The organism is Streptomyces sp. NPDC056144, from assembly GCF_042264145.1.
Lineage (GTDB): Bacteria > Actinomycetota > Actinomycetes > Streptomycetales > Streptomycetaceae > Streptomyces.
The window spans coordinates 333,823-360,342 of sequence record NZ_JBHJVF010000007.1; the positions used below are offsets into that span (position 1 = coordinate 333,823).

General features: G+C 73.5%; 22 protein-coding genes and 1 pseudogene. 13 read left to right on the forward strand and 10 right to left on the reverse strand.

Annotated features, from left to right (window positions below):
- The first annotated feature begins 2 nt into the window (after nt 1–2).
- Nucleotides 3–2,714, forward strand: coding sequence for a DNA polymerase I (gene polA / locus ACFC0Z_RS23215; RefSeq protein ID WP_376441071.1), 2,712 nt, complete (start codon nt 3–5; stop codon nt 2,712–2,714).
- A 687-nt stretch (nt 2,715–3,401) separates the two neighbouring features.
- A pseudogene (locus ACFC0Z_RS23220) lies at nt 3,402–3,743 on the forward strand (serine hydrolase); the annotation flags it as partial.
- A 175-nt stretch (nt 3,744–3,918) separates the two neighbouring features.
- On the opposite strand, the gene ACFC0Z_RS23225 reads toward ACFC0Z_RS23220, so the two are convergent.
- A complete protein-coding gene (locus ACFC0Z_RS23225; protein WP_376441074.1) occupies nt 3,919–4,806 on the reverse strand; it encodes a DUF4184 family protein in 888 nt (295 codons plus the stop codon).
- 252 nt (nt 4,807–5,058) lie between these two features.
- Here ACFC0Z_RS23225 and ACFC0Z_RS23230 point away from each other — a divergent pair, with 252 nt between their 5' ends.
- The 3 genes from ACFC0Z_RS23230 to ACFC0Z_RS23240 all read left to right on the forward strand — a co-directional run bounded on the left by ACFC0Z_RS23230 (nt 5,059) and on the right by ACFC0Z_RS23240 (nt 8,295).
- Nucleotides 5,059–6,987, forward strand: coding sequence for a lytic transglycosylase domain-containing protein (locus ACFC0Z_RS23230; RefSeq protein WP_376441077.1), 1,929 nt, complete (start codon nt 5,059–5,061; stop codon nt 6,985–6,987).
- Nucleotides 6,988–7,139: 152 nt separating this feature from the next.
- Nucleotides 7,140–7,280, forward strand: coding sequence for an SPW_0924 family protein (locus tag ACFC0Z_RS23235; RefSeq protein ID WP_360806931.1), 141 nt, complete (start codon nt 7,140–7,142; stop codon nt 7,278–7,280).
- Between the two features lie 10 nt (nt 7,281–7,290).
- Nucleotides 7,291–8,295 (forward strand): DUF3068 domain-containing protein, encoded by a 1,005-nt coding sequence (locus ACFC0Z_RS23240; RefSeq protein ID WP_376441080.1) that lies wholly within the window; start codon nt 7,291–7,293, stop codon nt 8,293–8,295.
- Here the strand turns inward: ACFC0Z_RS23240 and hrpB are convergent.
- Together hrpB and ACFC0Z_RS23250 are read right to left on the reverse strand one after the other, a co-directional pair.
- Nucleotides 8,279–10,831 carry an ATP-dependent helicase HrpB gene (hrpB, locus tag ACFC0Z_RS23245; protein WP_376441083.1) on the reverse strand — a complete coding sequence of 851 codons (2,553 nt, stop codon included), beginning with the start codon at nt 10,829–10,831 and terminating at the stop codon, nt 8,279–8,281. The two genes, ACFC0Z_RS23240 and hrpB, sit on opposite strands and share 17 nt — an antisense overlap.
- 85 nt (nt 10,832–10,916) lie before the next feature.
- Nucleotides 10,917–11,756, reverse strand: a complete 840-nt coding sequence (locus tag ACFC0Z_RS23250; protein ID WP_376441086.1) for a class I SAM-dependent methyltransferase — start codon at nt 11,754–11,756, stop codon at nt 10,917–10,919.
- A 355-nt stretch (nt 11,757–12,111) separates the two neighbouring features.
- Between ACFC0Z_RS23250 and rpsA the strand changes: the two genes are divergently transcribed.
- From rpsA to ACFC0Z_RS23270, 4 genes are all read left to right on the forward strand, one after another.
- Entirely contained in the window at nt 12,112–13,623 is a 1,512-nt protein-coding gene (gene rpsA, locus ACFC0Z_RS23255; RefSeq protein WP_015032828.1) for a 30S ribosomal protein S1, read from the forward strand.
- Nucleotides 13,624–13,790: 167 nt separating this feature from the next.
- The gene (locus tag ACFC0Z_RS23260) at nt 13,791–14,729 is read left to right on the forward strand and encodes a PAC2 family protein (RefSeq protein WP_376441089.1); all 939 of its coding nucleotides are present in this window, start codon (nt 13,791–13,793) and stop codon (nt 14,727–14,729) included.
- A 31-nt stretch (nt 14,730–14,760) separates the two neighbouring features.
- Entirely contained in the window at nt 14,761–15,366 is a 606-nt protein-coding gene (coaE, locus tag ACFC0Z_RS23265; RefSeq protein ID WP_376441092.1) for a dephospho-CoA kinase, read from the forward strand.
- A gap of 76 nt (nt 15,367–15,442) precedes the next feature.
- A complete protein-coding gene (locus ACFC0Z_RS23270; protein ID WP_360806919.1) occupies nt 15,443–15,811 on the forward strand; it encodes a tetratricopeptide repeat protein in 369 nt (122 codons plus the stop codon).
- 25 nt (nt 15,812–15,836) lie between these two features.
- Here ACFC0Z_RS23270 and ACFC0Z_RS23275 read toward each other — a convergent pair whose 3' ends face one another.
- Both ACFC0Z_RS23275 and ACFC0Z_RS23280 read right to left on the reverse strand, forming a co-directional pair.
- Nucleotides 15,837–16,109 carry a DUF6343 family protein gene (locus tag ACFC0Z_RS23275; protein WP_376441095.1) on the reverse strand — a complete coding sequence of 91 codons (273 nt, stop codon included), beginning with the start codon at nt 16,107–16,109 and terminating at the stop codon, nt 15,837–15,839.
- An 85-nt stretch (nt 16,110–16,194) separates the two neighbouring features.
- Complete coding sequence (locus tag ACFC0Z_RS23280) at nt 16,195–16,530, reverse strand: hypothetical protein (protein WP_376441098.1); 336 nt, start codon at nt 16,528–16,530, stop codon at nt 16,195–16,197.
- Between the two features lie 248 nt (nt 16,531–16,778).
- Here ACFC0Z_RS23280 and ACFC0Z_RS23285 point away from each other — a divergent pair, with 248 nt between their 5' ends.
- From ACFC0Z_RS23285 to ACFC0Z_RS23295, 3 genes are all read left to right on the forward strand, one after another.
- The gene (locus tag ACFC0Z_RS23285; protein WP_376441101.1) at nt 16,779–19,649 is read left to right on the forward strand and encodes a DEAD/DEAH box helicase; all 2,871 of its coding nucleotides are present in this window, start codon (nt 16,779–16,781) and stop codon (nt 19,647–19,649) included.
- Nucleotides 19,646–20,917 carry an SWIM zinc finger family protein gene (locus ACFC0Z_RS23290; protein WP_376441104.1) on the forward strand — a complete coding sequence of 424 codons (1,272 nt, stop codon included), beginning with the start codon at nt 19,646–19,648 and terminating at the stop codon, nt 20,915–20,917. The genes ACFC0Z_RS23285 and ACFC0Z_RS23290 overlap by 4 nt, the downstream gene beginning before the upstream one ends.
- Nucleotides 20,918–21,057: 140 nt before the next feature.
- Nucleotides 21,058–21,882, forward strand: coding sequence for a chaplin (locus ACFC0Z_RS23295; protein WP_376441106.1), 825 nt, complete (start codon nt 21,058–21,060; stop codon nt 21,880–21,882).
- A gap of 91 nt (nt 21,883–21,973) precedes the next feature.
- Here ACFC0Z_RS23295 and ACFC0Z_RS23300 read toward each other — a convergent pair whose 3' ends face one another.
- The 3 genes from ACFC0Z_RS23300 to ACFC0Z_RS23310 all read right to left on the reverse strand — a co-directional run bounded on the left by ACFC0Z_RS23300 (nt 21,974) and on the right by ACFC0Z_RS23310 (nt 24,474).
- Complete coding sequence (locus ACFC0Z_RS23300; protein WP_376441108.1) at nt 21,974–22,663, reverse strand: DUF2293 domain-containing protein; 690 nt, start codon at nt 22,661–22,663, stop codon at nt 21,974–21,976.
- 25 nt (nt 22,664–22,688) lie between these two features.
- Nucleotides 22,689–23,147: a hypothetical protein gene (locus tag ACFC0Z_RS23305; protein ID WP_376441111.1), complete on the reverse strand. Its 459-nt coding sequence runs from the start codon at nt 23,145–23,147 to the stop codon at nt 22,689–22,691.
- A 115-nt stretch (nt 23,148–23,262) separates the two neighbouring features.
- Nucleotides 23,263–24,474, reverse strand: a complete 1,212-nt coding sequence (locus ACFC0Z_RS23310) for a pyridoxal phosphate-dependent aminotransferase (RefSeq protein WP_376441114.1) — start codon at nt 24,472–24,474, stop codon at nt 23,263–23,265.
- Between the two features lie 94 nt (nt 24,475–24,568).
- Here ACFC0Z_RS23310 and ACFC0Z_RS23315 point away from each other — a divergent pair, with 94 nt between their 5' ends.
- A complete protein-coding gene (locus tag ACFC0Z_RS23315; RefSeq protein WP_376441116.1) occupies nt 24,569–25,282 on the forward strand; it encodes a winged helix-turn-helix transcriptional regulator in 714 nt (237 codons plus the stop codon).
- A gap of 13 nt (nt 25,283–25,295) precedes the next feature.
- On the opposite strand, the gene ACFC0Z_RS23320 is transcribed toward ACFC0Z_RS23315, so the two are convergent.
- Together ACFC0Z_RS23320 and ACFC0Z_RS23325 are read right to left on the reverse strand one after the other, a co-directional pair.
- The gene (locus ACFC0Z_RS23320; protein ID WP_376441119.1) at nt 25,296–25,646 is read right to left on the reverse strand and encodes a MerR family transcriptional regulator; all 351 of its coding nucleotides are present in this window, start codon (nt 25,644–25,646) and stop codon (nt 25,296–25,298) included.
- A gap of 26 nt (nt 25,647–25,672) precedes the next feature.
- Nucleotides 25,673–26,425 (reverse strand): SDR family NAD(P)-dependent oxidoreductase, encoded by a 753-nt coding sequence (locus tag ACFC0Z_RS23325; RefSeq protein ID WP_376441122.1) that lies wholly within the window; start codon nt 26,423–26,425, stop codon nt 25,673–25,675.
- Nucleotides 26,426–26,520 lie beyond the last annotated feature (95 nt).

Genomic DNA, 26,520 nt, shown 5'->3' on the forward strand with positions numbered 1-26,520 from the left:
ATGTGGCCGAGACAGCATCGAAGAACCCCGCAGACACCCGCCCCCGCCTGCTCCTCATGGACGGGCACTCCCTCGCGTACCGGGCGTTCTACGCGCTGCCCGCGGAGAACTTCACCACCGCGACCGGGCAGCCGACGAACGCGATCTACGGATTCGCCTCGATGCTGGCGAACACGCTCCGGGACGAGGCCCCCACGCACTTCGCGGTCGCCTTCGACGTGTCCCGCAAGACCTGGCGGTCCGCGGAGTTCCCCGAGTACAAGGCGAACCGCTCGAAGACCCCCGACGAGTTCAAGGGGCAGGTCGAGCTGATCGGCGAGCTCCTCGACGCGATGCACGCGCCGCGCTTCGCGGTCGACGGCTTCGAGGCGGACGACATCATCGCGACGCTCGCGACCCAGGCCGAGGCCGAGGGCTTCGAGGTCCTCATCGTCACGGGCGACCGCGACTCCTTCCAGCTGGTCACCGACCACACCACGGTGCTCTACCCCACCAAGGGCGTCTCCGAACTGACCCGCTTCACGCCGGAGAAGGTCCAGGAGAAGTACGGCCTGAGCCCCTCCCAGTACCCCGACTTCGCGGCCCTGCGCGGCGACCCGTCCGACAACCTCCCGGGCATCCCCGGCGTCGGCGAGAAGACCGCCGCCAAGTGGATCAACCAGTTCGGCACCTTCGCCGAGCTCGTCGAGCGCGCCGACGAGGTCAAGGGCAAGGCCGGGCAGAACTTCCGCGACCACCTGGAGGCGGTCAAGCTCAACCACCGCCTGACCGCGATGGTCCGGGACGTCGAGCTGCCGAAGACGGTGACCGACCTTGCCCGCGAGCCGTACGACCGCGGGGCCGTCGCGCTCGTCCTGGACACCCTGGAGATCCGCAACCCCTCGCTCCGCGAGCGGCTCCTCGCCGTCGACCCGGGCTCCGCCGAGGACGCCGCCCCGGCGCCCGCCGCGGGCGTCGAGCTCGACGGCAGCGTCCTCGGCGCCGGCGAGCTCGCCCCCTGGCTCGCCGAGCACGGCACCGAGCCCCTCGGCATCGCCACCGTCGACAGCTGGGCCCTCGGCACGGGGAACGTCGCCGAGGTCGCCCTCGCCGCCGCCGGCGGGGCCGCCGCCTGGTTCGACCCGAGCACGCTCGACGCGGCCGACGAGCAGGCCTGGGCCGCGTGGATCGCCGACCCGGACCGCCCCAAGGTCATGCACAACGCCAAGGGCGCCATGCGGGTCTTCCCCGAGCACGGCTGGACCGTCGCCGGCGTCACCATGGACACCGCCCTCGCCGCGTACCTGGTGAAGCCCGGCCGCCGTTCCTTCGCGCTCGACGCGCTCTCCGTCGAGTACCTGGGCCGCGAGCTCGCCCCCGCGGCCGCCGCCGACGGGCAGCTCGCCTTCGGCGCCGACGACACGGCCGAGGCCGAGGCCCTCATGACCCAGGCGCGGGCCGTCCTCGACCTCGGCGCCGCCTTCGACGAGCGGCTCGGCGAGGTCGGCGCCCGCGAGCTCCTCCACGACGTCGAGCTCCCCACGTCCGTCCTCCTCGCCCGCCTGGAGCGGTACGGCATCGCCGCCGACCGCGACCACCTGGAGGCCATGGAGCAGCAGTTCGCCGGGGCCGTGCAGCAGGCCGTGAAGGAGGCGCACGCCTCCGTCGGCCACGAGTTCAACCTCGGCTCGCCCAAGCAGCTCCAGGAGGTCTTCTTCGGCGAGCTCAACCTGCCGAAGACGAAGAAGACCAAGACCGGGTACACGACGGACGCCGACGCGCTCGCCTGGCTGGCCGGCCAGACCGAGCACGAGCTCCCCGTGATCATGCTCCGCCACCGGGAGCAGGCCCGCCTGCGCTCCACCGTCGAAGGCCTGATCAAGACGATCGCGGCCGACGGCCGCATCCACACCACCTTCAGCCAGACGGTCGCCGCGACCGGCCGCCTCTCCTCCACCGAACCGAACCTGCAGAACGTGCCGGTGCGGACGGACGAGGGCAGGGCCATCCGGCACGGCTTCGTCGTCGGCGAGGGCTTCGAGGCCCTCATGACCGCCGACTACAGCCAGATCGAACTGCGCGTCATGGCCCACCTCTCCGAGGACGAGGGCCTCATCGAGGCCTTCACCTCCGGCGAGGACCTCCACACCACGGTCGCCTCGCAGGTCTTCGGCGTCGAGCGGTCCGCCGTCGACGCCGAGATGCGCCGCAAGATCAAGGCCATGTCGTACGGCCTGGCCTACGGGCTCTCCGCCTTCGGCCTCGCCCAGCAGCTGAACATCGACCCGGGCGAGGCCCGCGGCCTGATGGACACCTACTTCGAGCGCTTCGGCGGCGTCCGGGACTACCTGCGCCGGGTCGTCGACGAGGCCCGCGCCACGGGGTACACGGAGACGATGCTCGGCCGTCGCCGCTACCTCCCCGACCTCAACAGCGACAACCGGCAGCGCCGCGAGGCCGCCGAGCGGATGGCGCTCAACGCGCCGATCCAGGGCACGGCGGCGGACATCGTCAAGGTCGCCATGCTGAACGTGGACCGCGCGCTCACCGAGGCGGGCCTCGCCTCCCGGATGCTCCTCCAGGTCCACGACGAAATCGTCCTGGAACTGGCCCCCGGCGAGCGCGACCAGGTCGAGTCCCTGCTCCGCACCCAGATGTCCGCGGCAGCCGACCTCCGAGCCCCCCTGGACGTCTCGGTAGGCGTAGGCCCGAACTGGGACTCGGCAGCCCACTGACAACCCCCGGCCTCAGGCGGGGGCCCGCACACCCGCCCCGCGGGCGCCGGCCCCCCGCCCTGACGGGCCGGCCGCCCACCCCCGTGTGGGCATGCGTCCCGCCGGGGCGGGACGGGTGGGCACACGGGACGGCGCCCCGTGCCGGGCCTAGGCTTCCGCGCCTGGACCCGCACCCAGGGGCCGGTGCCCCTGTCGTCCCGTACCGGCCCCCGAGCCCTGTGCGCCAGGTGGACCAGTACCAGGCGCGCCCCGCACCCCCCGCTCCCGAGACTGGGGAGCATGATCACGAGTCGCCGCCGCTCCCACCTGCGCGCCTGGATCCTCCTCGGCGCGCTCCTCAGCGCAACCGCCACGGCCAGCCCCGCCGAAGCGCACGGGCCACAGGCGCAGCAAGGGCAGCAAGGGCCGACCGGGTCGCAGAGGGCCGCGCCCCTCTGCACCTCCGCCCGCTACCCCACCCTCGCCGCCCGCCTCTCCCAGAACATCACCGCCGCCCTCAAGGACCGCACCGGCACCGTCTCCGTCGCCGTCCACGACCCGAAGCGCGGACTGCGCTGCCGCCTCGGCGACACCCGCCTGTACGACTCCGCCAGCATCGCGAAGGTCCTGATCATGCAGGCGGTCCTCGGCCGCGCCGAGGAACTCGGGCGGGAGCCCACCCGCCTGGAGGCCCAGCGGATGAAGGCGATGATCACCCGCTCCGACAACGCCGCCGCCACCGACCTCTGGCTCGGTCTCTCCCGCGCCCGGCTCAACAGGGTGCTCCGCGAGGCGGGCGCCGTGGACACCGTCCTCGGCCACGACCGCTACTGGGGCCTCACCCGCACCACCGCCCGCGACCAGCTCGCGCTGCTCGCCGCCGTCGAACGCCGTCCCGCCGCACTGACCCTGATGGGCCAGGTCGTCAGCAGCCAGGCCTGGGGCGTCACGGCCGGCGCCCCCCGTACGGTCAAGGTGCACCTGAAGAACGGCTGGCTGCCCCGCGCCACCCACGAGTGGCGCGTCCACAGCGTCGGCATCGTGCGGAACACGGCCACGGGGACCGCCGCCGCGGGCGCGACGGTCGACTACCGGCTCGCCCTCCTCAGCCACGACGACCCGACCATGAGCTACGGGGTCCGCACCCTGGAGGGCGTCGCCGTCGTCGTGCACCGGGCCCTCTCCGGTGGCCCGGCGGCCCGTGGCTTCACCCCGGAGGACGGAATCAGCGAGACCCCGGACGGGAGCGTTCCGTCGGGCGCTCCGGGACCTCTCCCGCGGGACCCTGCCCGGCCGGAGTGGGCCGCCGCCTTCCGAGGAGCCGCGCACCCGTCCCGTACAGCACGAGCCCGACGGCGAGCCCCGCGCCCGCCCCGAAGCAGGCCGTCGGAATGATGTCGAGGGGCGTCTCGATCCGGGTCCATCCCCAGTACGCGGCCCAGCGCAGCACCCGGTGGACGGCACCGGCCAGGACGCACCCGCCGATCAGCCCGGCCGCGAGCAGCCGCCCGCGCCGCGCCGGTACGGGTACGTCCGAGGGCAGTGCGACGCCGGGCCCGGCGGAGCGCAGCGCGCGCACGGTGAACCAGCAGAGGAGGGTGAGGGCGAGCGCGGAGCTCCCGTACTGCGCGTACAGGTAGACGGGGAACCCGGCCATCATCTCGCCGAGGAAGGGCAGCGCCCGGGTGCCCCAGCGGTCGAGGTGGGTGAAGGAGTCCCACACGACGTGGGTCGTCGAGCCGACGACGGCGGAGAGGAAGAACCAGCCGACGAGCGCCGCCGCCTGCCGGTCCCGCCAGGGACGGCCCCGCGCGAACCCGTACACCGGCCCGCGCCACCGGGCCGGCAGCAGCGCGGCGAGCGGCTCGCGGACGACCAGCCACAGACCCACGAGCGCCGCGGTGATCAGCACGTCGACCGTGACGATCCCGACGGGGGAGTGGGTGACGTCCCCGAGCTCCATCGCCCCGGGCACCGCCGTGGCGGCGAAGTACGTCATGTCGGGTGCGAAGGAACCGGCGACGAGGGCGCAGGCGACGAGCGGTCCGCGCCCGGTCCCGTCGCGGCGCAACCCGGGCAGGACGGCGGCGGCATGGCTGAGCGTGAACGGCAAGGCGGGCACTCCTCGTTCTGGTGCGGTGTCGGCCGGTACGGGGGGGAGCGGCCGCAGTGCAAGAGACCCCGCGACCCGCCGCCCGGTTCCCCGAACCCGTGCGCGGAAACCCTGGGACCAGGGAAGCAGGAGGTGACGAAAGCGTGAAACACGGTCAGACGTCGGTGCCTGGCGGACCTCGATTGGCATAAAGTCGCCGGAGGTCACACGCGGGGAGCGTGGGACGGACTCGATGGGGAGGGGACCACAGGTATGGCAGCGCAATTCGGCCGTCGACTGCGCAGAGGAGCCACCAGCGGTGCGGTCGTGGCCGCGGCCGTCGCCGCGCTCGCCGCCTCGCAGGCCCCGGAAACGATTCCGCAGGCCGCCGAGAACACCGGCGGCGACCGGGCCATCGGCGCGGGGGAGACCGCGACGCCTCCGGGCGACGCTTCCGCGACGGGCGACTCGGCGTACTACACGGACCTGCCGCCGCTGATCACCCCGAACAAGCCGGGTGCTCCCACCCAGCTGCCGGTGATCACCGGACCGGCCGAGGCCGGCATACCCGCGTCCGTCCTCGCCGCGTACAAGCGTGCCGAGCTCTCCATACGCTCGACCGACCCCGGCTGCAACCTCCCGTGGCAGCTGCTCGCCGGCATCGGCAAGGTCGAGTCGGGCCAGGCGCGCGGCGGTCGGGTCGACGCCAACGGCACCACCTTCTCGCCGATCCTCGGCCCCGCCCTGAACGGCAAGGGCTTCGCCCTCATCAAGGACACCGACCAGGGCGCCTACGACGGCGACGCCGTCCTCGACCGGGCCGTCGGCCCGATGCAGTTCATCCCGTCCACCTGGGCGACCTGGGGTCAGGACGCCAACAGCGACGGCAAGAAGGACCCGAACAACATCTACGACGCGGCGCAGGCCGCCGGTCTCTACCTCTGCCACGACGGCCGGAACCTCGCCCTCAAGGGCGACCTCGACCGCGCGGTCCTCAGCTACAACCGCTCGACGGAGTACCTGAACACGGTCCTCTCCTGGTTCGAGTACTACCAGCGCGGCACCCACCAGATCCCGGACGGCACCGGGGTGCTGCCGGTCGACCGCAGCGACCGGCGTGACCGCCCCGCGACCCACCCGCCGGTCTCGCCCACCCCGGCGCCGAAGACCCCCGCACCGGCGAAGCCCGAGCCGAACCCGGGCACGCCGGAGCCGAAGCCCTCCAAGACGACCGAGCCGCCGAAGGTCACGCCGAAGCCGACGCAGCCGACGGCTCCGCCGATCACGTCGCCCAGCAAGCCGCCGACGCCCACGCCCACGCCCACCCCGACGCCCACGCCCACGCCCACCCCGACGCCGACTCCCAAGCCGACGCCTACGCCGACTCCGACCCCCAAGCCGACGCCGACCCCGACGGTCCCGGCGGCCGACAAGGTCGCCCGTCTCTCGGTCGTGGCCACCGGCCCGCTGACGGCCACCACCGGCAACGCCTTCGCCAAGTCGCCCGCGGTCGCGGCGCTCGACTCCAAGGGCACGGCGGTCACCGGCGTGAGCGTCCGCTTCGAGATCGTCGGCGCCACGGACACCCGCTTCACCGGCGGCGCGACCACGGCGACCGTCACCACCGGCCCGGCCGGCATCGCCACCGCGCCCGCCCTGAAGGCGGGCGAGCAGACCGGCTCGTTCACGGTCCGGGCCACCGTCGTGGGCCGCACCCTGGACGCCGCCGTGTTCACCGGCACCGTCACCGTCCGCGGGGCCGACACCCTCACCCGCGTCGGCTCCGAGGCGCTCGTCGCCACCACCGGCACCGGCTTCACCCAGTCCGTGACGGTCAAGGCCACCGGCCAGGGCGTGCTCGTCCCCGGTGCCACCGTCACCGGTGTCATCGTGAACTCGAAGACGGATCCCCAGCAGAGCACCGAGGGCCCGTCCTTCAAGAGCGCCGCGGGCACGGCCGTGCGGACCAGGACCTTCACGACCGGCGCCGACGGCCAGATCACCCTCGGCGCCGGCGACCTCCTCGCGGGCGGCACGGCGGGCACGTACTACCTCCGGCTGTCCACGCCCGGCGGCGGCGTCCTCCACGTCGAGCTCACGGTCGAGGCGCCCGCGCCCACGACCGAGCCCCCGGCCCCGGAGCCGGCGCCCTCCGCGACGGACTCGGCCGAGTCCTCCCCGTCCCCCTCTCCCTCGGCCTGATCACGGGTTCCACCGAACGCCGTCCCCCGTCCGCATCGGACGGGGGACGGCGTTCGGCGTTACCCGGGTGAAACGTGTTCTCATCTCGCGGTCGCGTTGCTACGGTGCCCCAGCCCTGACGCCCTATCAGATCGAGCACCGGGAGGCCGACCATGCGCGCCCTTGTCGCCGTCGCCATCGGACTCGCCCCAGTCCTCCTCTTCGTCCTCCTCGTCTCCGTGGTCGATCTGCCACCCGACGGACCCACCTCGCCCAAGCCCCTGCTGACCGCCGACCCCGGCCCCAAGAAGTAAGGGGGCGACCGTGCGCCGCCGAGCCAGCCTGGTCCTCCTCGCCCTCGCCGTCTTCTGCGCCGCGATGGCACCCACCCTGCGGTGGTACGCCTTCCCCCGCCTCGCGAAGATCCCGCCGAACCAGTACCAGGAGACCGTCCTGGAGGCCCGGCCGGCGACCCTCCTCAACTACACGACCCTCAAGTCCGAGAAGGTCGAGAAGATCACGATCATCCAGACCCTCAAGGGCGACGTCGAGGCGTCGAAGCGGATCGAGCGCGACGCCGGACGGGACGTCGTCGTCTGGGACGCCCTCGCCTACGTCACCGGCCCCGACGGCAAGATGGTCTCCAAGGTCCCCGAGCGGTACATCTTCGACGCCCACACCCAGGACCCCGTCCACGCCACCGGCGAGTCGGTCGACGGCGACGCGGTCCGGCGCGAGGGCATCGAGTTCAAGTGGCCCTTCCTCACCGAGAAGCGCGACTACCAGTACTTCGACGCCCAGACCCGCACCTCCGCGCCCATCCACTACAAGGGCACGCAGAACTTCCGCGGCCTGGAGGTCTACTACTTCGAGCAGACCGTCCCGTGGACCAAGGTCCCCATGCCCAAGACCATGCCGATCGAGGGCATCACCCCGGACGTCATCGCGAGCACGGGCCTCACCCGCTGGTACACGACCAAGCGCATGTTCTGGGTCGAGCCGGTCACCGGAGCCCCGGTCAACGGCGAGGAGATCCACAAGGAGGAACTCCGCGACGCCAAGGCGCTCATGGGCAGGGACACCGTCACCGTCTTCGAGGGCCACGTGAAGATGCGCGCCGACTACGTCGACAGCATCGTCACGATGGTCGAGTCCAACCGCCTGACGGTCATGCTGCTCATCTCCTACGTGCCCTGGAGCCTCACCTTCCTCGCGCTGGCCCTGTTCGCCCTCGCCTGCTGGCTGGAGGCCCGCTCCCGCCGCCCGGAGGACCCGGACGACCCGGAGGCGGCGGCGGACCCGTGGGAACCCGTCACCGCTCCCGTCTGAGCCGCGCGCTCGTGTGCCGGGTGGGCTCCGCCACCGAGGGGTCCTCCGGCCACGGGTGCTTCGGATACCGCCCGCGCAGCTCCGCCCGCACCGCCCGGTAGCCCTCCCGCCAGAACGAGGCCAGGTCGGCGGTGACGGCCGCCGGCCGCCCGGCGGGGGAGAGGAGATGGACCAGGACCGGGACCCCCGCCACCCGGGGCGTCTCGGCCAGGCCGAACATCTCCTGGAGCTTCACCGCGAGCACCGGCCGCCCCTCGCCGTACCCGACCCGGATCCGCGACCCGCTCGGCACCTCGATCCGCTCCGGGGCCAGCTCGTCCAGCCGCCCGGCCTCGCCCGACGCCCAGGGCAGCAGCCGCCGCAGCGCCTCACCGGCGTCGATCCGCCCCAGATCGGCCCGCCGCACCGCCCGCGACAGCTCCGGTTCGAGCCACTCCTCGGCCCGCTCCACCAGCGCCCCGTCCGCCACGTCGGGCCAGGGATCCCCCAGCCGGGCGTGAAGGAAGGCGAGCCGCTCGCGCAGCTCCGAGGCCTCCCGGCTCCACCGCAGCAGCCCGAGCCCCTCGCGCCGCACCCCGTCGAGCAGCGCCTCCCGTACGAGAGCGGGCTCGGCGCCCGCCCCCAGCGGCCGTACCGTCAGCTCGACGGCCCCCAGCCGGTCCACCGAGCGCGCGACCACGTCCCCGTCCTCCCAGTGGACCTCCTCGCCCGTCGACCGCAGATGCCCCGCCGCCCGGCACGCGGTCTCCTCGTCCACCACGGCCGCGAGCCGCACCCGGGCGGTGGCGTCCCGGGCCGTCCGGTCCGCCACCGCGACCGCCAGCCACGGCGCGGAACGCACACCCGACCCGTCGGCCAGCCGGGCCCCGCTCCCCGACACCATCAGATAGCCGCCCTGCTCCCGTGCCCTGGCCACCCGCTCCGGAAAGGCCAGCGCGGTCACCAGACCCGCCACCGCGTCCTCGCCGCCCGCCGCCGGTTCCGTCCGCGCCTCCCCGGGACCGGCCACCTCGGCGGCCGAGCGCTCCAGGCGCCGGACCTCCGCCTTCCAGCGCGCCCCGTAGCCGTCGGCACCCCTGCGGGCCGACCGCCAGGCCGCCGCCAGATCGTCCCCGTACTCACGCGGCGGCTCCTCGCTGAGCAGCGCCACCACCTCGGCCGCCCGTCGGGCGCCGACCTCGGCGGCGCCGTCGAGCAGCGCCCGCCCCAGTCGGGGATGGAGACCGAGCCGGGCCAGCCGGCCCCCGCGCTCGGTGGCCCGTCCGTCCCCGTCCACGGCGCCGACCGCCGCGAGCACGGACCGGGCCGCCGCCATCGCCCCGGACGGCGGGGCGTCGAGCAGCGCGAGCCCCTCCGCCGTCGGATCGCCCCAGCAGGAGACCCGCAGGGCGAAGTCCGCCAGGTCGGCGATCCGGATCTCGGGGGCCGGGAACCTCGCCCGTGTCCCGTCCTCTGCCTCCGCCCAGCACCGGTAGACCGTCCCGAACGCCTCGCGCATCGAGCGCCCCGCCCGCTGGGCGGCCGCAGCGGTCGACACCGGCACCGTCGCCAGTGAACCGAGCCCCCGCGCGTGGTCCATCCGCGGCTCACGGGCCAGCCCCGAGTCCACGACGATCCGGACCCCCGGAACCGTCAGGCTCGACTCCGCCACCGAGGTCGAGAGGATCACCCGGCGCCGCCCGCCCGGCTCGGCACCCCGCAGCACGGCGTCCTGCACCGCCGCGGGCGCCCTGCCGTGCAGCTGGAGCACCTCCGCGTCCAGACCGGCGAGCAGCCCCGCGACCCGGGCGATCTCGCCCGTGCCGGGAAGGAAGCAGAGGATGTCGCCCTCGTGCCGCTCGGCCGCCAGCCGGACCGTCGCGGCCACATGGCGCAGCAGCGCCGGATCCACCCAGGTTCCGTGCGCCGGCCTGACCCCGGCGGGCGGCGGCGCGAACAGGGTGGCGTACCCGTGCCCCTCGCCTTCGCTCCGCACGACCGGCGCCGGACCGCCGCCGTCCTCGGAGGCGAGCAGCCGTGCCCACGCCTCCGCGTCGCTCGTCGCCGAGGCCGCGATCAGTCGCAGCTCCGGCCGCAGGGCCGCCCGGACGTCCACCAGGAACGCGAGGGCGGTGTCGGCGTCGAGGTGCCGCTCGTGGCACTCGTCGAGCAGGACGACGTCCACGCCCGCCAGCTCCTGGTCCCGCTGGAGGCGCTGGAGGAGGATGCCGGTCGTCACCACCTCGACGCGGGTCGCGGGACCGGTCCGCCGTTCGCCGCGCACGGAGAAGCCGACGGCGCCGCCGACCTCCTCGCCGAGCAGCCACGCCATGCGCCGGGCCGCCGCCCGCACCGCCATCCGGCGCGGCTCGGCCACCAGCACCCGGCGCTTCGGCCCGTCCCCTATGAGCCCCGCGAGAGCCAGCGGCACCAGCGTCGTCTTGCCGGTGCCGGGCGGCGCGTGCAGCACCGCCGTGCCGCGCTCCGCGAGCGCGGTCAGCAGCTCGGGGACGGCATGGCGGACGGGGAGCAGGTCGAGTGCGTCGTATCGGATCACGCACTCAGTCTCGTACGAGAGGGGAAAAGGCGAAGACGGTTGTCCACAGCCCTACCCCTCTCATATGACCAGTCCTCTTATACGTCTAGTTCTCGCGTTCGCAGACGAAGATCGCCGTGCCGGGGATCAGGTTCCCCCGCAGCGGGGACCAGCCGCCCCACTCCTGGCTGTTCCACGCCGGCCACTCCGGCTCGACCAGGTCCACGAGCCGGAAGCCCCCGGCCACCACGTCCCGCACCCGGTCCCCGATGGTCCGGTGGTGCTCGACGTACACGGCACGTCCCCGCTCGTCCTGCTCCACGTACGGAGTCCGGTCGAAGTACGAGGCCGCCACCGACAGGCCCTCGGGCCCCGGCTCGTCCGGGAACGCCCACCGGATCGGGTGCGTGACCGAGAAGACCCAGCGCCCGCCGGGCTTCAGCACCCGGCGCACCTCGCGGAAGACCCGTACCGGATCGGCGACGAACGGCACCGCGCCGTACGCCGAGCAGGCCAGGTCGAAGGAGCCGTCCCGGAAGGGGAGCACCCCGGCGTCCGCCTCGACGAGCGGCACGTCCCCGCCGATCCGCAGGGCGTGCTGGAGCTGCCGGTGCGAGAGGTCGAGGGCCACCGGCCGCGCGCCGCGCGCCGCGAGCCAGCGCGAGCACTGGGCCGCGCCCGCGCCGATCTCCAGGACGGACAGGCCCTTCAGCGCGTCCGCGGGACCGAGGAGCTCCGCCTCCTCCTCGTCGAGGCCCTCGGGACCCCACACGAAACGGTCGTCGCCGAGGAAGGCGCCGTGGTCGCTCTGGTACTCGTCCGCGTTCCGGTCCCACCAGCCCCTGCTGGCCCGGCTGCTCTCCGTTTCGTCGGCGTCACGCCGGGTGGCCTCGGCCTCGTCCTCGGCCGAGTCGTGCCGGTCGTCGTGCTCGTACTCTTGGTTCATCTCGCCCGCCGATGTAGTTTGCGCTCAGTGCCACCGTGCGGCCGGCCTCCCCGAAGAGGTGGAGCACGGCTCGAACGGCACGAATTTGCGCCGGGTTTGCACGGTTCCGTCCCGGGTGTGCGCTTCGCACATTGACCCTGTCCGGCTGCCCCCGTATGCTAAAGGTTGCGCTGCGGGCCTGCGCGCCTCAGACGGAGCAGGCCGCGCTCGCACCTGTTGTATGTCCCCTCGGTTTTCGAGGCGCCTCCCGTTCACGGGAAGGGGCTTCATTGGCTGTCCGGCTTCTTGGTGCGATACGGGCTCTCGGCGTAGCAGTACCTACGACTTTCTGTCCGTAACCGGAGCCCTTTCCCACATGACGAGCAGCACCGAGACCACCGCCACCAGCACCACCCCGCAGGTTGCGGTCAACGACATCGGTAACGAGGAAGCCTTCCTCGCCGCGATCGACGAGACGATCAAGTACTTCAACGACGGCGACATCGTCGACGGCGTCATCGTGAAGGTCGACCGGGACGAGGTCCTGCTCGACATCGGTTACAAGACCGAAGGTGTCATCCCGAGCCGCGAGCTCTCGATCAAGCACGACGTCGACCCGAACGAGGTCGTCAAGGTCGGCGACGAGATCGAGGCCCTGGTTCTCCAGAAGGAGGACAAGGAAGGCCGCCTGATCCTCTCGAAGAAGCGTGCCCAGTACGAGCGCGCCTGGGGCACCATCGAGAAGATCAAGGAAGAGGACGGCATCGTCACCGGTACCGTCATCGAGGTCGTCAAGGGTGGTCTCATCCTCGACATCGGCCTCCGTGGCTTCCTGCCGGCCTCCCTCGTCGAGATGCGTCGCGTCCGCGACCTCCAGCCCTACGTGGGCAAGGAGCTCGAGGCGAAGATCATCGAGCTGGACAAGAACCGCAACAACGTGGTCCTGTCCCGCCGCGCCTGGCTCGAGCAGACCCAGTCCGAGGTTCGCCAGACGTTCCTCACCACCCTGCAGAAGGGTCAGGTCCGCTCCGGCGTCGTGTCCTCGATCGTCAACTTCGGTGCCTTCGTGGACCTGGGTGGCGTCGACGGCCTCGTGCACGTCTCCGAGCTGTCCTGGAAGCACATCGACCACCCGTCCGAGGTTGTCGAGGTCGGCCAGGAGGTCACCGTCGAGGTTCTCGACGTCGACATGGACCGCGAGCGTGTCTCCCTGTCGCTGAAGGCGACGCAGGAGGACCCGTGGCAGCAGTTCGCCCGTACGCACCAGATCGGTCAGGTCGTCCCGGGTAAGGTCACCAAGCTGGTTCCGTTCGGTGCGTTCGTCCGCGTGGACGAGGGCATCGAGGGTCTGGTCCACATCTCCGAGCTGGCCGAGCGCCACGTGGAGATCCCGGAGCAGGTCGTCCAGGTCAACGACGAGATCTTCGTCAAGGTCATCGACATCGACCTCGAGCGTCGTCGCATCAGCCTCTCGCTGAAGCAGGCCAACGAGTCCTTCGGTGCCGACCCGGCCTCGGTCGAGTTCGACCCGACCCTGTACGGCATGGCCGCGTCCTACGACGACCAGGGCAACTACATCTACCCCGAGGGCTTCGACCCCGAGACCAACGACTGGCTCGAGGGCTTCGAGACCCAGCGCGAGGCCTGGGAGACCCAGTACGCCGAGGCGCAGGCTCGCTTCGAGCAGCACCAGGCTCAGGTCATCAAGTCCCGCGAGGCCGACGAGGCCGCCGCTGCCGAGGGCGCTGCCGCCCCGGCCGCCGGCAACGCCGGTGCGGGCATCTCGGGTGGTTCGTACTCCTCGGAGTCGGACGACAACTCCGGCGCCCTGGCGTCGGACGAGGCGCTCGCCGCCCTGCGCGAGAAGCTGGCCGGCGGCCAGAGCTGAACAGGCTCTCCGCTGAGCGCTAGCCGCTAGCGAAATCGAGGCCCGTTCCCCTTCGGGGGAGCGGGCCTCGGTCGTTTCCGTCCCTCTTCCGTGGAAGATCCGCCCGCCCGGGAATGGTGTTGCGGTACACGGCGTTCGCAGAGAGGAGACGAGGAGGAGCGGTAATCGTGCTTGATCCCCAGGATTTGTACGAATGGGACGCCAAGGGCCTGGCCGTCGTGGACGTGGCGCTGGCGCAGGAGTCGGCCGGGCTGGTCATGCTGTACCACTTCGACGGCTACATCGACGCGGGTGAGACGGGCGAGCAGATCGTCGAGAGACTTCTCGACACCCTCCCGCACCAGCTGGTGGCCCGGTTCGACCACGACCGGCTCGTGGACTACCGCGCCCGGCGCCCCCTGCTGACCTTCCGGCGCGACCGCTGGAGCGCGTACGAGACGCCGTCCATCGAGGTCCGCCTCGTCCAGGACGCCACCGGCGCACCCTTCCTGGTGCTGTCCGGCCCCGAGCCCGACGTCGAGTGGGAGCGGTTCGCCGCCGCCGTCCGGCAGATCGTCGAGCGCCTCGGCGTGCGCCTCTCGGTGAACTTCCACGGCATCCCCATGGGTGTCCCGCACACCCGGCCCGTCGGCCTCACCCCGCACGGCAACCGCACCGACCTGACGCCCGGGCACAAGAGCCCGTTCGACGAGGCCCAGGTTCCCGGCAGCGCCGAGTCCCTGGTCGAGTACCGGCTCTCCGAGTCCGGGCACGACACCCTCGGCGTGGCCGCGCACGTCCCGCACTACGTGGCCCGCTCGCCGTACCCGGACGCGGCCCTGACCGTCCTGGAGGCCGTCACGGCCGCCACCGGTCTCGTCCTGCCCGGGGTCGCCCACGCGCTGCGGACGGAAGCCCGCCGCACCCAGACCGAGATCGACCGCCAGATCGGCGAGGGCGACGAGGAGCTGGTCGCGCTCGTGCAGGGCCTTGAGCACCAGTACGACGCCGTGGCCGGCGCGGAGACCCGCGGCAGCCTCGTGGCGGAGCCGGTCGACCTTCCGTCGGCGGACGAGCTGGGCCGCGAGTTCGAGCGCTTCCTCGCGGAGCGGGAGGGCGACGCGTAGCCCCGCCGGGGCAGGCCCTAAGCTGCCGCTCATGCTGAAGGTGGGCCTGACCGGCGGGATCGGCGCCGGCAAGAGCGAAGTGTCGCGGCTGCTCGTCTCGTACGGAGCCGTGCTGATCGACGCGGACCGGATCGCCCGCGAGGTCGTCGAGCCCGGGACCCCGGGTCTCGCGGCCGTCGTCGCGGCGTTCGGGGAGGACGTCCTGACCCCGGACGGGACGCTGGACCGGCCGAAGCTCGGCTCCGTCGTCTTCGCCGACCCCGAGCGGCTGGCGACGCTCAACGCGATCGTGCACCCCCTGGTCGGGGCCCGGTCGGCCGAGCTGGAGCGCCGGGCCGGCGCCGGGGACGTCGTCATCCACGACGTCCCCCTCCTCACCGAGAACGGCCTCGCGCCGCTGTACGACCTGGTCGTGGTCGTCGACGCGTCCCCCGAGACCCAGCTCGACCGGCTCGTACGGTTCCGGGGCATGGCGGAGTCCGAGGCCAGGAACCGGATGGCCGCGCAGGCCACGCGCGCGCAGCGGCAGGAGATCGCGGACCTCGTGATCGACAACGACGGTCCGCTGGAAGCCCTGGAGCCGCAGGTGCGGAAGGTGTGGGAGGAACTGGAGCGCCGGGCGGGGTCCGCGGTCTGAGGCCGTCCGCGAGGACCGGCGGAATGCGGCCACGGGGTTCGGTGTTTCTCCCCACGATCGAGGGAAGGATGCCACCGTGGCCGACAGCAACCCGGAAACGCACGTCATCGACTTCCGCGCCGCCGAGCAGCTGCTGGCCGCGCGGGACCCTCGGGGCGCCGTCAAGCTGCTCGACTCGGTGATCGCCGCCCATCCCGAGAACACGGCGGCCAGGCTGCTGCGCGCCCGGGCGTTCTTCGCCGCGGCCCAGCTGCGCCCGGCTCAGCTGGAGTTCGAGCTGGTCCTGGAGCGTGAGCCGGACAACGCGTTCGCGCACTTCGCGCTTGCCCGCACCTACCAGCGCTCCGGCCAGACCGCCCAGGCCACCCGCCACTTCCGGCTCGCCGCCGCGCTCGACCCGAAGCCGGAGTACCTCCAGGCGGCGGACTTCGACCTGCCGAGCTGACGCCCAGCGGCCGCCGAGCCGACGCTCAGCGGTCGCGGCCGTCGCCGTGGTCGGGTTCGTACGGGGGGATGTCACGGCCCGGCTGCCAGTGGGGGCCCTGGTAGAGATGGCGGACGACCAGGGCGAGGTCGACCGTGACGACCAGGAAGAGGACGCCGCAGGCGGCGGCCCACCCCGGCCGGCCCACCAGCGAGAAGACCGTCGTGCCGAAGACGGCCCAGACCAGCCCCCACAGACTCAGCCAGAACCGAAGGCGCAGGGCGCTGCGCGCGGTGGCGGGCTCGTTTCCGGAACGCATGACGGTCGGCCTCCCGTCGTCCCTGTCCCTTCCAGGATGGACCCGGGGAAGGGGCGGGGGAAGGGAGGGGCGGGCGCGGACCGGGCTAGTGGATGACGCTGTAGCTGCGCCAGGGCAGGGTGTCCGGCACGATCTCGTTGCTGCTGTTGCTGGGGAGATAGGTGGAGTTCTCCCCCTTGCAGTTCAGGGTCCGGTACAGCACGACGTCGACCAGGGTCTCGTTCACGACCTTGGTCACGCCCGACGGCGCCATGCGGTGGCAGCCCTTCACCGAGGGGCTGGTCACGGTCACCGCGAACTCGCGCTCGGTCTCGTAGGAGAGGGTGCCGACCGCGCTGCGGCCGAGGCCCGAGCAGCCGGCGACCGCGATCGTGAGCAGTACGGCCCCGGTGGCCGTCGTGAGACGCCGGCGAACGGACATGTCGAATCCTCTTCTGTCGTGCGAAGGCGGCGGTCGGCAGCAGCCCGGGTCCACCCCTGGTCCTGGCGCCACCATGCCGCCTGCCGTACGCGGTGTCATCCGCTGATGGGCCGCACGGGGGAACGGGTCGCCGAGGCCGATTGTCAGACCCCACCCGTAAGGTCGGAGGACCAGGTAGGAGAACCAGGTAGGAGAACCAGGCGGAGCCTCCGGCAGGAGCCCGCCGCACACGGGGAGGAGAGCGGGGAATGCCCCTGAGCTGGATCGCGAGCGCCGCCGTCTTCCTCCCGGCCGCCCTGCCGCGCGAGGGCCGCGTCGCCTTCTGGGCGCCCGACGGGAGCCCCCTTCCCGACCCCGTGGCCTCGGTGGACGGCACCCTGGCGGACGGCGCCGAGCGGGTCGAACTGACCGTCGCCAGGAAGCACGGCAGCGGGGCGCGCGCCAGGACCGTCCCCGCCGTCACCCTTCCCGTCGTCTCCGCCCTGCCCCGTCTCGTCGCGGCCCGCCACCACCCGGCCGCGCACCCCGCCACCGCCTGCTGGGGCGCCGCCGCCCTGCACGCCCTCCAGCTGACCGCCCGCGGCAGGCTGCTGCCCGGCCTGACCGCCGAGTCCATGGACGCCTGGCGGGCCGGGCCGCTGGACGCCGAGGACATCGCCCACCTGCGGGCCGTCGCCGCGGCCATGCCGTACGAGGCCCACGCCGTGCCCGTGCCCGGCCGGGGCCCGTTGCGGCTGCCCGAGCCCGAGGCCCTCGTCCGCGCGTTCCTCGACGCGGTCGCCGACACCCTGCCGCGTACCCCCGCCGCGGCGTACGCCGTCGGCGCGCCGTTCGCCGCCCGCGAGCCGCAGCACCTGCCGCGCGCGCGTGCCTGGGCGGCGGAGGCCGCCGCCGGGATGGACGCGGGCGTGCGGGTCTCGCTCCGCCTCGACCTGTCGGGGTACGAGCTCTTCGACATCGCCGACACCGCCGCGGGCGAGGAGGGCGGCGAGCTGCGTCAGGCGGCCGCCGCGATCCTCCAGATCCACAGCCTCGCCGACCCGACCCTCGTCATCGACGCACACGACCTCTGGGCCGGCGAGGGCGAGCACTTCGGGCCGCGCGCGCGGATCGACGCGGTCCTCGCCCTGCGCAGGGCGGCCCGCGTCTGGCCGCCGCTCGCGCGGCTCCTGGAGCGGGACGTGCCCGACGTCCTCGCCGTCACCGAGGACGAGCTGTACGAGCTCCTCGGCCCCGCCGCGGCCCGGCTCGCCGACGCCGGGGTCGCCCTCCACTGGCCGCGCGAGCTCGCCCGCTCGCTCAGCGCCTCCGCCGTCGTCCGCCCCGCCACCGCCGCCCCGGGCTCGGCCACCGACGGCACGTCCTTCTTCGACAGCGAGGAGCTGCTGCGGTTCAACTGGCAGCTCGCCCTGGACGGGGACCCGCTCACCGACCGGGAGATGGACCTCCTGGCCGAGGCCCACCGGCCGGTCGTGCGCCTGCGCGACCAGTGGGTCGTGGTCGACCCCGCCCTCGTCCGCAAGGCCCGCAAGCGGGAACTGGGCCTCCTGGAGCCCGTCGACGCCCTCGCCGTCGCCCTCACCGGCACGGCCGAGGTGGACGGGGAGACCGTTCCCGCCGTTCCCGTCGGGGCGCTCGCCGCCCTCCGCGACCGGCTCATGGCCGGCCCCGAGGCCGTGCAGGCGCCGCCCGGCCTGACCGCCACCCTCCGCGACTACCAGCTCCGCGGCCTCGCCTGGCTCGACCTGATGAGCTCGCTCGGCCTCGGCGGCTGCCTCGCCGACGACATGGGCCTCGGCAAGACCGTCACCCTGATCGCCCTCCACCTGCGCCGCGCCCGCCGCGCCCCGACCCTCGTCGTCTGCCCCGCCTCCCTCCTCGGCAACTGGCAGCGGGAGATCGAGAAGTTCGCTCCGGGCACCCCCGTGCGCCGCTTCCACGGCGCGGACCGGGGCCTCGACGGCGTCGACGGCGGGTTCGTCCTCACCACCTACGGCACCCTGCGCACGAGCGTCGCCCAACTCGCCGCGCGGGAGTGGGGGATGGTCGTCGCCGACGAGGCGCAGCACGTCAAGAACCCGTTCTCCGCGACCGCGAAGGCGCTGCGCGAGATCCCCACCCCCGCACGCGTCGCCCTGACCGGCACCCCCGTCGAGAACAACCTCTCCGAACTCTGGGCGCTCCTCGACTGGACAACCCCCGGTCTCCTCGGCCCCCTCAAGGCCTTCCGTGCCCGCCACGCGAGGGCCGTGGAGAACAACGAGGAGATCGAGCACGAGCAGGCCGTCGAGCGGCTCGCCCGGCTCGTGCGGCCGTTCCTGCTGCGCCGCCGCAAGTCCGACCCGGGCATCGCCCCCGAGCTGCCGCCCAAGACCGAGTCCGACCACCCCGTCTCCCTCACCCGGGAACAGGCCTCGCTGTACGAGGCGGTCGTCCGCGAGACGATGACGCAGATCGAGGGCGCCGAGGGCATGGCCCGCCGCGGGCTCGTGATGAAGCTGCTGACCTCCCTCAAGCAGATCTGCAACCACCCCGCGCAGTACCTCAAGGAGCAGGCCCCGCGCGGCGGCGGCACCGCCCGGCTCGCCGGCCGCTCCGGGAAGCTCGCCCTGCTCGACGAGCTGCTCGACACGATCCTGGCCGAGGACGGGTCCGTGCTCGTCTTCACCCAGTACGTGACGATGGCCAGGCTCCTCGCCGACCACCTGGCGGCACGCGGCGTTCCCGCCCAACTGCTCCACGGCGGCACGCCGGTGGCCGAGCGCGAGCGGATGGTCGACCGCTTCCAGGACGGGGAGGTCCCCGTCTTCCTGCTCTCCCTCAAGGCCGCAGGCACCGGCCTCAACCTCACCCGAGCCGGACACGTCGTCCACTACGACCGCTGGTGGAACCCGGCCGTCGAGGAGCAGGCCACCGACCGGGCCTACCGGATCGGACAGACCCAGCCGGTGCAGGTCCACCGGCTCGTCGCCGAGGGCACGGTCGAGGACCGCATCGCCGAGATGCTCCGTGCCAAGCGGGCCCTGGCCGACGCCGTCCTCGGCTCGGGCGAGGCCGCGCTCACCGAACTGACCGACCGGGAGCTGGCCGACCTGGTGTCCCTGAGGAGGTCCGCGTGACCCCGCCACGCCCCACGCGCGGGGCAGGCCCCCGCCACGACGACCGCCGCCGCACCTTCCCGCCGGTGGCGCCGAGGAAGGCGCCCGACGGCGGGTTCGCCGCCACCTGGTGGGGCAACGCCTGGGTGGAGGCCCTGGAGGACACCGCCCTCGACCCGGCCCGTCTCGCGCGCGGGAAGGCGTACGCGGGACGCGGGCACGTCGACGCGATCACCGTCACCCCCGGCCGGGTCGTCGCCTACGTGCACGGCACCCGCCCCCGGCCGTACCGCACCGAGCTCAGGATGCGGACCCTCGGCGACGACGGCTGGGAGCGGTTCCTCGACGAGGCCACCGCCCGGCCCGAGCACATCGCGGCCCTGCTCGACAAGGACGTGCCGCACGCCCTGGAGGCGGTCGCGGGACTGCTGCCCGCACCCGGCGACCTCGTCCCGGACTGCTCCTGCCCGGACGACGGCTACCCCTGCAAGCACGCGGCCGCCCTCTGCTACCAGGCGGCGAGGCTCCTGGACGAGGACCCGTTCGTCCTCTTCCTGATGCGCGGCCGCGGCGAGCAGGAGCTGCTCGCCGAGCTCACCCGGCGGAACGCGGCGGCGTCCGCCGCCGAGACGACCGCCACCGCCCCGCCGATGGCGACGGTCTCCGCCCGCGTCGCGCTCGCCACGGCCGGCGGGTCCGGGCTCCCGCCGCTGCCCCCCGAGCTGCCGGTCCCGGACAGGCCCGGCCGCCCGGCCGTCTTCCCGCCCGACCCCGAGGCGCCCGACCCGCTCGCGCTCGACCTCCTCGCGAGCGAGGCCGCCGTCCGCGCCCACGCCTTCCTCGCGAGCGGGTACGACGCGGTCGCCGAGCTCACCCCCTGGCAGGACGCGGTACGGCTCGCCGCCGCGCACCCCGGCTCGGGGCTCACCGCCTCGACGCGTGCGCTCTACCGCGACCTGGCGTACGCGCTCGACCGCAGCCCCACGGAACTGGCCCGTGCCGTCGCCGCCTGGCGGCAGGGCGGTGCCGCCGGCCTCGCCGTACTGGAGGAGCCCTGGGACCCGCCGGCGGGTCCGTTCGACCGGGCCAGACCCGCGCTGCTCGCCGCCGACTTTCCCGCGTTCCGGCCGTGGCGCAACCAGCTCTCCACCGAATCGCTCCAGCTCAGGCTGGGCCGGGACGGACTCTGGTACGGCTACGAGTCGGACGCGGGACGCGAGGACTGGTGGCCGCGCGGAGCCCCCGACCCCGACCCGGTCGGTGCCCTCACGGACCTCCTGGGACGCTGAGTCGAGGGACGCTCCGACACCCGAACGGCACTCCACTCGAAGGGGTGAATCACGCCAACGGCCGGATCCGGCAACCGCGTTCGTCGCGTTTATTCCGGTACGGGCACTTGCCCGTGCACATCTCCGGAAGGCAGGAAGCCATGAGGCAGATTCGCCGAAGTGGTCTGGCCACTCTGATGGTCACGGGCGGAGCGCTCGCGCTCTCGGCGGGCGCCGCGCACGCCGACGCGGGCGCGCAGGGCGCCGCGGTCGGTTCGCCGGGAGTGATCTCCGGCAACACGATCCAGCTGCCCGTGCACGTCCCGGTCAACCTCTGTGGCAACACGGTCAACGTCGTCGGGCTGCTCAACCCGGCGGCGGGCAACACGTGTGCCAACACCTCGTCCGCGCCCGAGTCCGGTGGGTACGGCGAGGAGCGCGGCGGCGACCGCGCGCACAAGGACCTGCCCGGCACCCCGCGCGGCGGCGAGCAGGGCGGGGGCGGCTCCTCCGACAACGGCTCCGCGCACGGCGGTTCGTCCAACGGCGGCGGTGCCACGGCGGAGACCGAGGTCAAGGGCTCGCCCGGCCTCCTCTCCGGCAACGGCATCCAGCTGCCGATCGACCTCCCCGTCAACGTCAGCGGCAACTCGGTCAACGTCGTCGGCATCGGCAACCCGGCCGTGGGCAACACCGCGGTGAACGGCCCCGCGAAGCCCGAGCAGCCGGTCGAGATCCCGACGCCGCGCCCGCAGACGCCCGTCAGGAACGTGCCGGTCCCGCAGGCCGAGGAGACCGAGACGCCCACCCCGGCGCCCGCCCCCGTACCGGCTCCGGCGCCCGCCCCGCAGGGCGAGTCCCGCTCGGTCGCCCTGGCCTCCACCGGCTCGGACACCGTCGGCTACGCCGCCTCGGCGAGCGCCGCGCTGCTGCTCGGCGGCGCGCTGATGTACCGTCGCGCCCGCCGCGCCGGGGACCAGGCCTGACGGTCCCGCTCGCGCGCCGCACGGGCGCGTCCGACGTGCGCTGACGTCCGAGCCGTCAGCGCCGTGGGCGCCCCCGGTGTTCCCGGCGCCGTCAGCCGCGCCCCCGGCCGTACGCGCCCCCGGCCTCGGCGCGCCAGGTCCTGAGCACCGCCTCGATGGTGGGCGCGACCCGTGTCCGGGCCTGGTGCCGGGGAACCCCCTGCATCAGCAGGGTGTCGTACGGCGTGTCGACATGCCGTACCGAGGCGCGGACCGCGGCGGTGACGGCGCCCCGGTCGAGGGCCCGGCCGGCGGCCGTGCGCCCCACCCGTCCGCTGCCCTTCGCCGACGCGTGCTCCGAGATCTCCGTGGCACGGTCGACGGGGCAGGACGGGAAGAGCCGCAGCACCTCCGCCCTCAGGGCCGCGGTGATCTCGGCGTCGAGTGCGGCCCGCCGGGCCGCGTCCCGCGCCCGCCGCCGGGCACGCGCCTCCGCGTCCGCCAGACAGGCCGCCTCGGCCCGGGCGAGCGCCGCCTCCTCGACGAGCAGTCCCTGACGCTCGTACCGCGTCCGGCGCCGGTTGTGGCGGAGGACCACGGCCCAGAGGGTGCTGCCCTCCCGGGCCCGCCGGGTGAGCGCGGTGTCGCCCCGGCGCAGGAAGACCAGGTGTCCGAGGTCGGCGCAGTCCAGGCAGACCAGGGCGTTGAACTCGACGATCATCCGCTGCATCGGCCCCCGGTGGCACTCCGAGCACCGGCGGCGGCGCAGTGGTTCGACGACGACGGGTGCGACGAGGTCCATGTCCGGTCCTCTCTCCGGTGGCGCCTCAGCGGACGCCGGGCGCGGCGGCGGCGATGAACGTGTCGAGGGCTTCCTTCGCCTGCGCGGACCGGCGTGCGCGGTCCGCTTCGTCGACGGCCTCGTGCATGCAGTGGGAGTCCACGAAGGCGGCCTCGGCGAGGCGCCGGGTCTCCGGGTCGTCGCAGACCAGCTGGACGCGGAAGAGTGCCTGCCGGGCGGCGGTGCGCTGCCGGTAGGAGGCGTGGCGTGACGCCTCCGCCTCCTCGGATCCGGGGTTCGCGGCGGCGCGGAACCACCGGTCGTTCTGGCTGTGGCGGTAGTCGACGACAGCGCCCGCGAAAGCGCTGTAGGTCGAGATCCGTTCCTGGCGGAGCTGTTCGGTCCGGGCGAGCGCCGCCGTCCGTTCGGCGGCCCTGGCCTGGAAGTAGTGGGTGGCGATCACACCCAACAGCGTTCCCATCACGGCTATCAGCGCCACATCCATGGCCGGCTGCCCTCCCCGTCTCCCCGTGCGATGCCCTTGTGTCATGCCCGTATGTGGACCGGAGGATCCTCCGGACGCGAAGATCATGGCAGCTTCGGGGAGACGGCGCCGGACGTCACTGGCGGTAGCTGCTCAGGAAGCGGCCGATGCGGCTGATCGCGGCGTCGAGGTCGTCGGCGTACGGCAGGGTCAGGATGCGGAAGTGGTCCGGGCGCGGCCAGTTGAAGCCCGTGCCCTGGACGACCTGGATCTTCTCGCGGAGCAGGAGGTCGAGGACGAACTTCTCGTCGTCGTGGATCTTGTGCACGGCGGGGTCGAGGCGCGGGAAGGCGTACAGCGCGCCCTTGGGCTTCACGCAGGAGACGCCCGGGATCTCGTTGAGCTTCTCCCAGGCCCGGTCGCGCTGTTCGCGCAGCCGGCCGCCCGGGGCGGTCAGTTCGTGGATGGACTGCCGGCCGCCGAGCGCGGCCTGGATGGCGTACTGGGCGGGGGCGTTGGGGCAGAGCCGCATGGAGGCGAGCATCGTGAGCCCCTCCAGGTAGTTCCGCGCGTGCTGCCGGGGACCGCTGACGACCAGCCAGCCGGAGCGGAAGCCGGCCACCCGGTAGGTCTTGGAGAGGCCGCCGAAGGTGAGGACGACCAGGTCGGGGGCGAGCGTGGCGGCCGGGTGGTGGACGGCGTCGTCGTAGACGATCTGGTCGTAGATCTCGTCGGCGAAGACCATCAGGCCATGGCGCCGGGCGAGTTCGAAGATGCCCTCCAGGATCTCCTTCGGGTAGACGGCGCCGGTGGGGTTGTTCGGGTTGATGACGACGATCGCCTTGGTGCGGTCGGTGATCTTCGACGCCATGTCGTCGAGGTCCGGGTACCAGTCGGCGGACTCGTCGCACAGGTAGTGCACGGGCTTACCGCCCGCGAGCGTGACCACGGCCGTCCACAGCGGGTAGTCGGGGGCGGGGACGAGGACCTGGTCGCCGTCCTCCAGGAGGGCCTGGACGGCCATGGAGATCAGCTCGGACACGCCGTTGCCGAGGAAGACGTCGTCGACGTCCACGTCCGGCAGGCCCATCGACTGGTAGCGCTGGGCGACCGCGCGGCGGGCGGAGAGGATGCCGCGCGAGTCGGTGTAGCCGTGGGCCTTGGGGAGCATCCGGATCATGTCCTGGACGATCTCCTCGGGCGCCTCGAAGCCGAAGAGCGCGGGGTTGCCGGTGTTGAGGCGCAGGACGCTGTGGCCCGCCTCCTCCAGCGCGTTGGCGTGTTCGATCACCGGGCCGCGGATCTCGTAGCAGACCTCGCTGAGCTTGCTCGACTGCCGGAACTCCATGTCGGATCTCCCCAAGGTCCCCGTCGGTTTTGTGTTGCTTGGTTTTACCAAGTTAGAGCTTGGAAAGTCCAACAACATGTCTAGACTGCGTCGCATGCCACGTCAGCCACGCCGCCGCAGCTACGACCAGCACTGCGCCGCCGCGCGCGCCCTCGACCTCGTCGGCGATCGCTGGACGCTGCTCGTCGTCCGTGAACTCCTCGCCGGGCCGCGCCGCTACACCGACCTCCACGCCGACCTGCCAGGCGTCAGCACGGACATGCTCGCCGGCCGCCTCAAGGACATGGAGAGCGCCGCTCTCGTCACCCGCCGCCGACTCCCGCCGCCCGCCTCGGCGTTCGTGTACGAGCTCACGCCGCGCGGCCGCGACCTCCTGCCCGTCCTGCGCTCGCTCGCCGCGTGGGGCGCGCCCGACCTGGGCGAGCCCCGGCCGACCGACGCCGTCCGCGCGCACTGGTACGCCATCCCGCTCCTCGACGCGCTCGCCGAACTGGGCGCGGGCGTGGTCCAGCTGACCCTGGACGAGGGGGAGTTCCACGTCCGCGTCGGCGAGGACGGGGCGGTGGAGTACGGGGACGGGCGGTACGGCGGCGACGGGGTCGGGGCCGACACCCATCTGCGTACCGACGGGGCGACCTGCCGTGCCCTCGCCGAGGGGGCGCTGACCCTCGCCGAGGCGATCGGGGAGGGGCGCGCCGAACTCGTACCGGCGGGACTCGCATCGGCGGAACCCGTACCGACGGAACGGGCACCGGCCGGACCCGTGTCGTCGGCCGAACTCGCGCGTGAGGCCGCCGGGAAGGCGTGAGCGCGGACGGCTCTCAGAGTCCGGCGCCCGCCAGGCTCGCCGCGAGGCGGTCGCGGGCCGCCGTCTGCGCCGCGATCCGCGCGTCGATGACGGCGAGCCGCTCGCGGGCGATCTCCAGCCCCCGCGCCGACGGCGCGGCGGACCGCATGTCGCCGTCGAGGCACGAGCGGAACGCCGACACGTCGTCCAGCGTGAGCCCCGCGTCCAGCAGGTACCGGATGTTCGCGACCCGCGCGACGGCGCCCTCCTCGTACACCCGGTAGCCGTTGGCCGCCCGGGCCGACGCGACCAGTCCCGCCTGCTCGTAGTGGCGCAGCGCGCAGGGTGACACCCCGGTCCGCCGGGCCAGTTCACCGATGCGCAAGGGCGCCACCTCCTCGCGCAGTCGTATCACGTGACCAGCGCGCCGCCGTCGACCGGCAGGACGGTGCCGGTGAGGAAGGCCGCGTCGGGCTCGGCGAGCGCGGTGATCGCCCAGGCCACGTCCTCGGGCCTGCCGAGGCGGCCGAGCGGGGTGTGGGCGAGCTGCCAGGCCCGCAGCGCCTCGCGCCGCGCGGGGGAGAGGCCCATGTGCTCCGCGATCGGGGTCTCGATCGCGCCGGGCGCGACCGCCACCACCCGTACGCCGTCGGGCGCGAGCTCCACCGCCCAGCAACGGGTCAGGGTCTCCACGGCGCTCTTGGTCGCCGGATACACGGAGTTGCCGGGCCAGCCGCGCTGGCCGACCGTCGTCGACACGTTCACCACGACGCCCCGGGACTCCTTGAGCGCCGGAACGGCGGCCTGCGTGAGGAGGACCGGGGCGACGAGGTTGGTCTCCAGGAGCGGGGCGATGACGGAGCGGTCGAGCGTGCCGAGCGGGCCGCCGGCGGCGACGCCGGCGTTGTTGACGAGCACGTCGAGGCGGCCGTACGCGGCCAGGGCGGACCCGACGATCTCCTCGGGGGCGCCCTCGGCCGTCACGTCGGCGACGAACGGGTGGATGCCCGGGTGGCCTTCGGCCGCCTCGCGCAGCGGCTCGCTCCTGCGCCCGACGGCGACGACCGTCGCTCCCTTCACGGCGAAGGCGCGCGCGGTGGCCCGGCCGATGCCGGTGCCCGCGCCCGTGACGACGACGACCCTGGTGGGTGTGGTGGTGTCCATGGGGTCGATGGTCGAACCGTGACGCCAGTGGCAAGGTCAAGTCCCGAGGTGGCGCCGACGGGCGGGGCGCCGGGCAGGATGGGCGGATGAGTGGG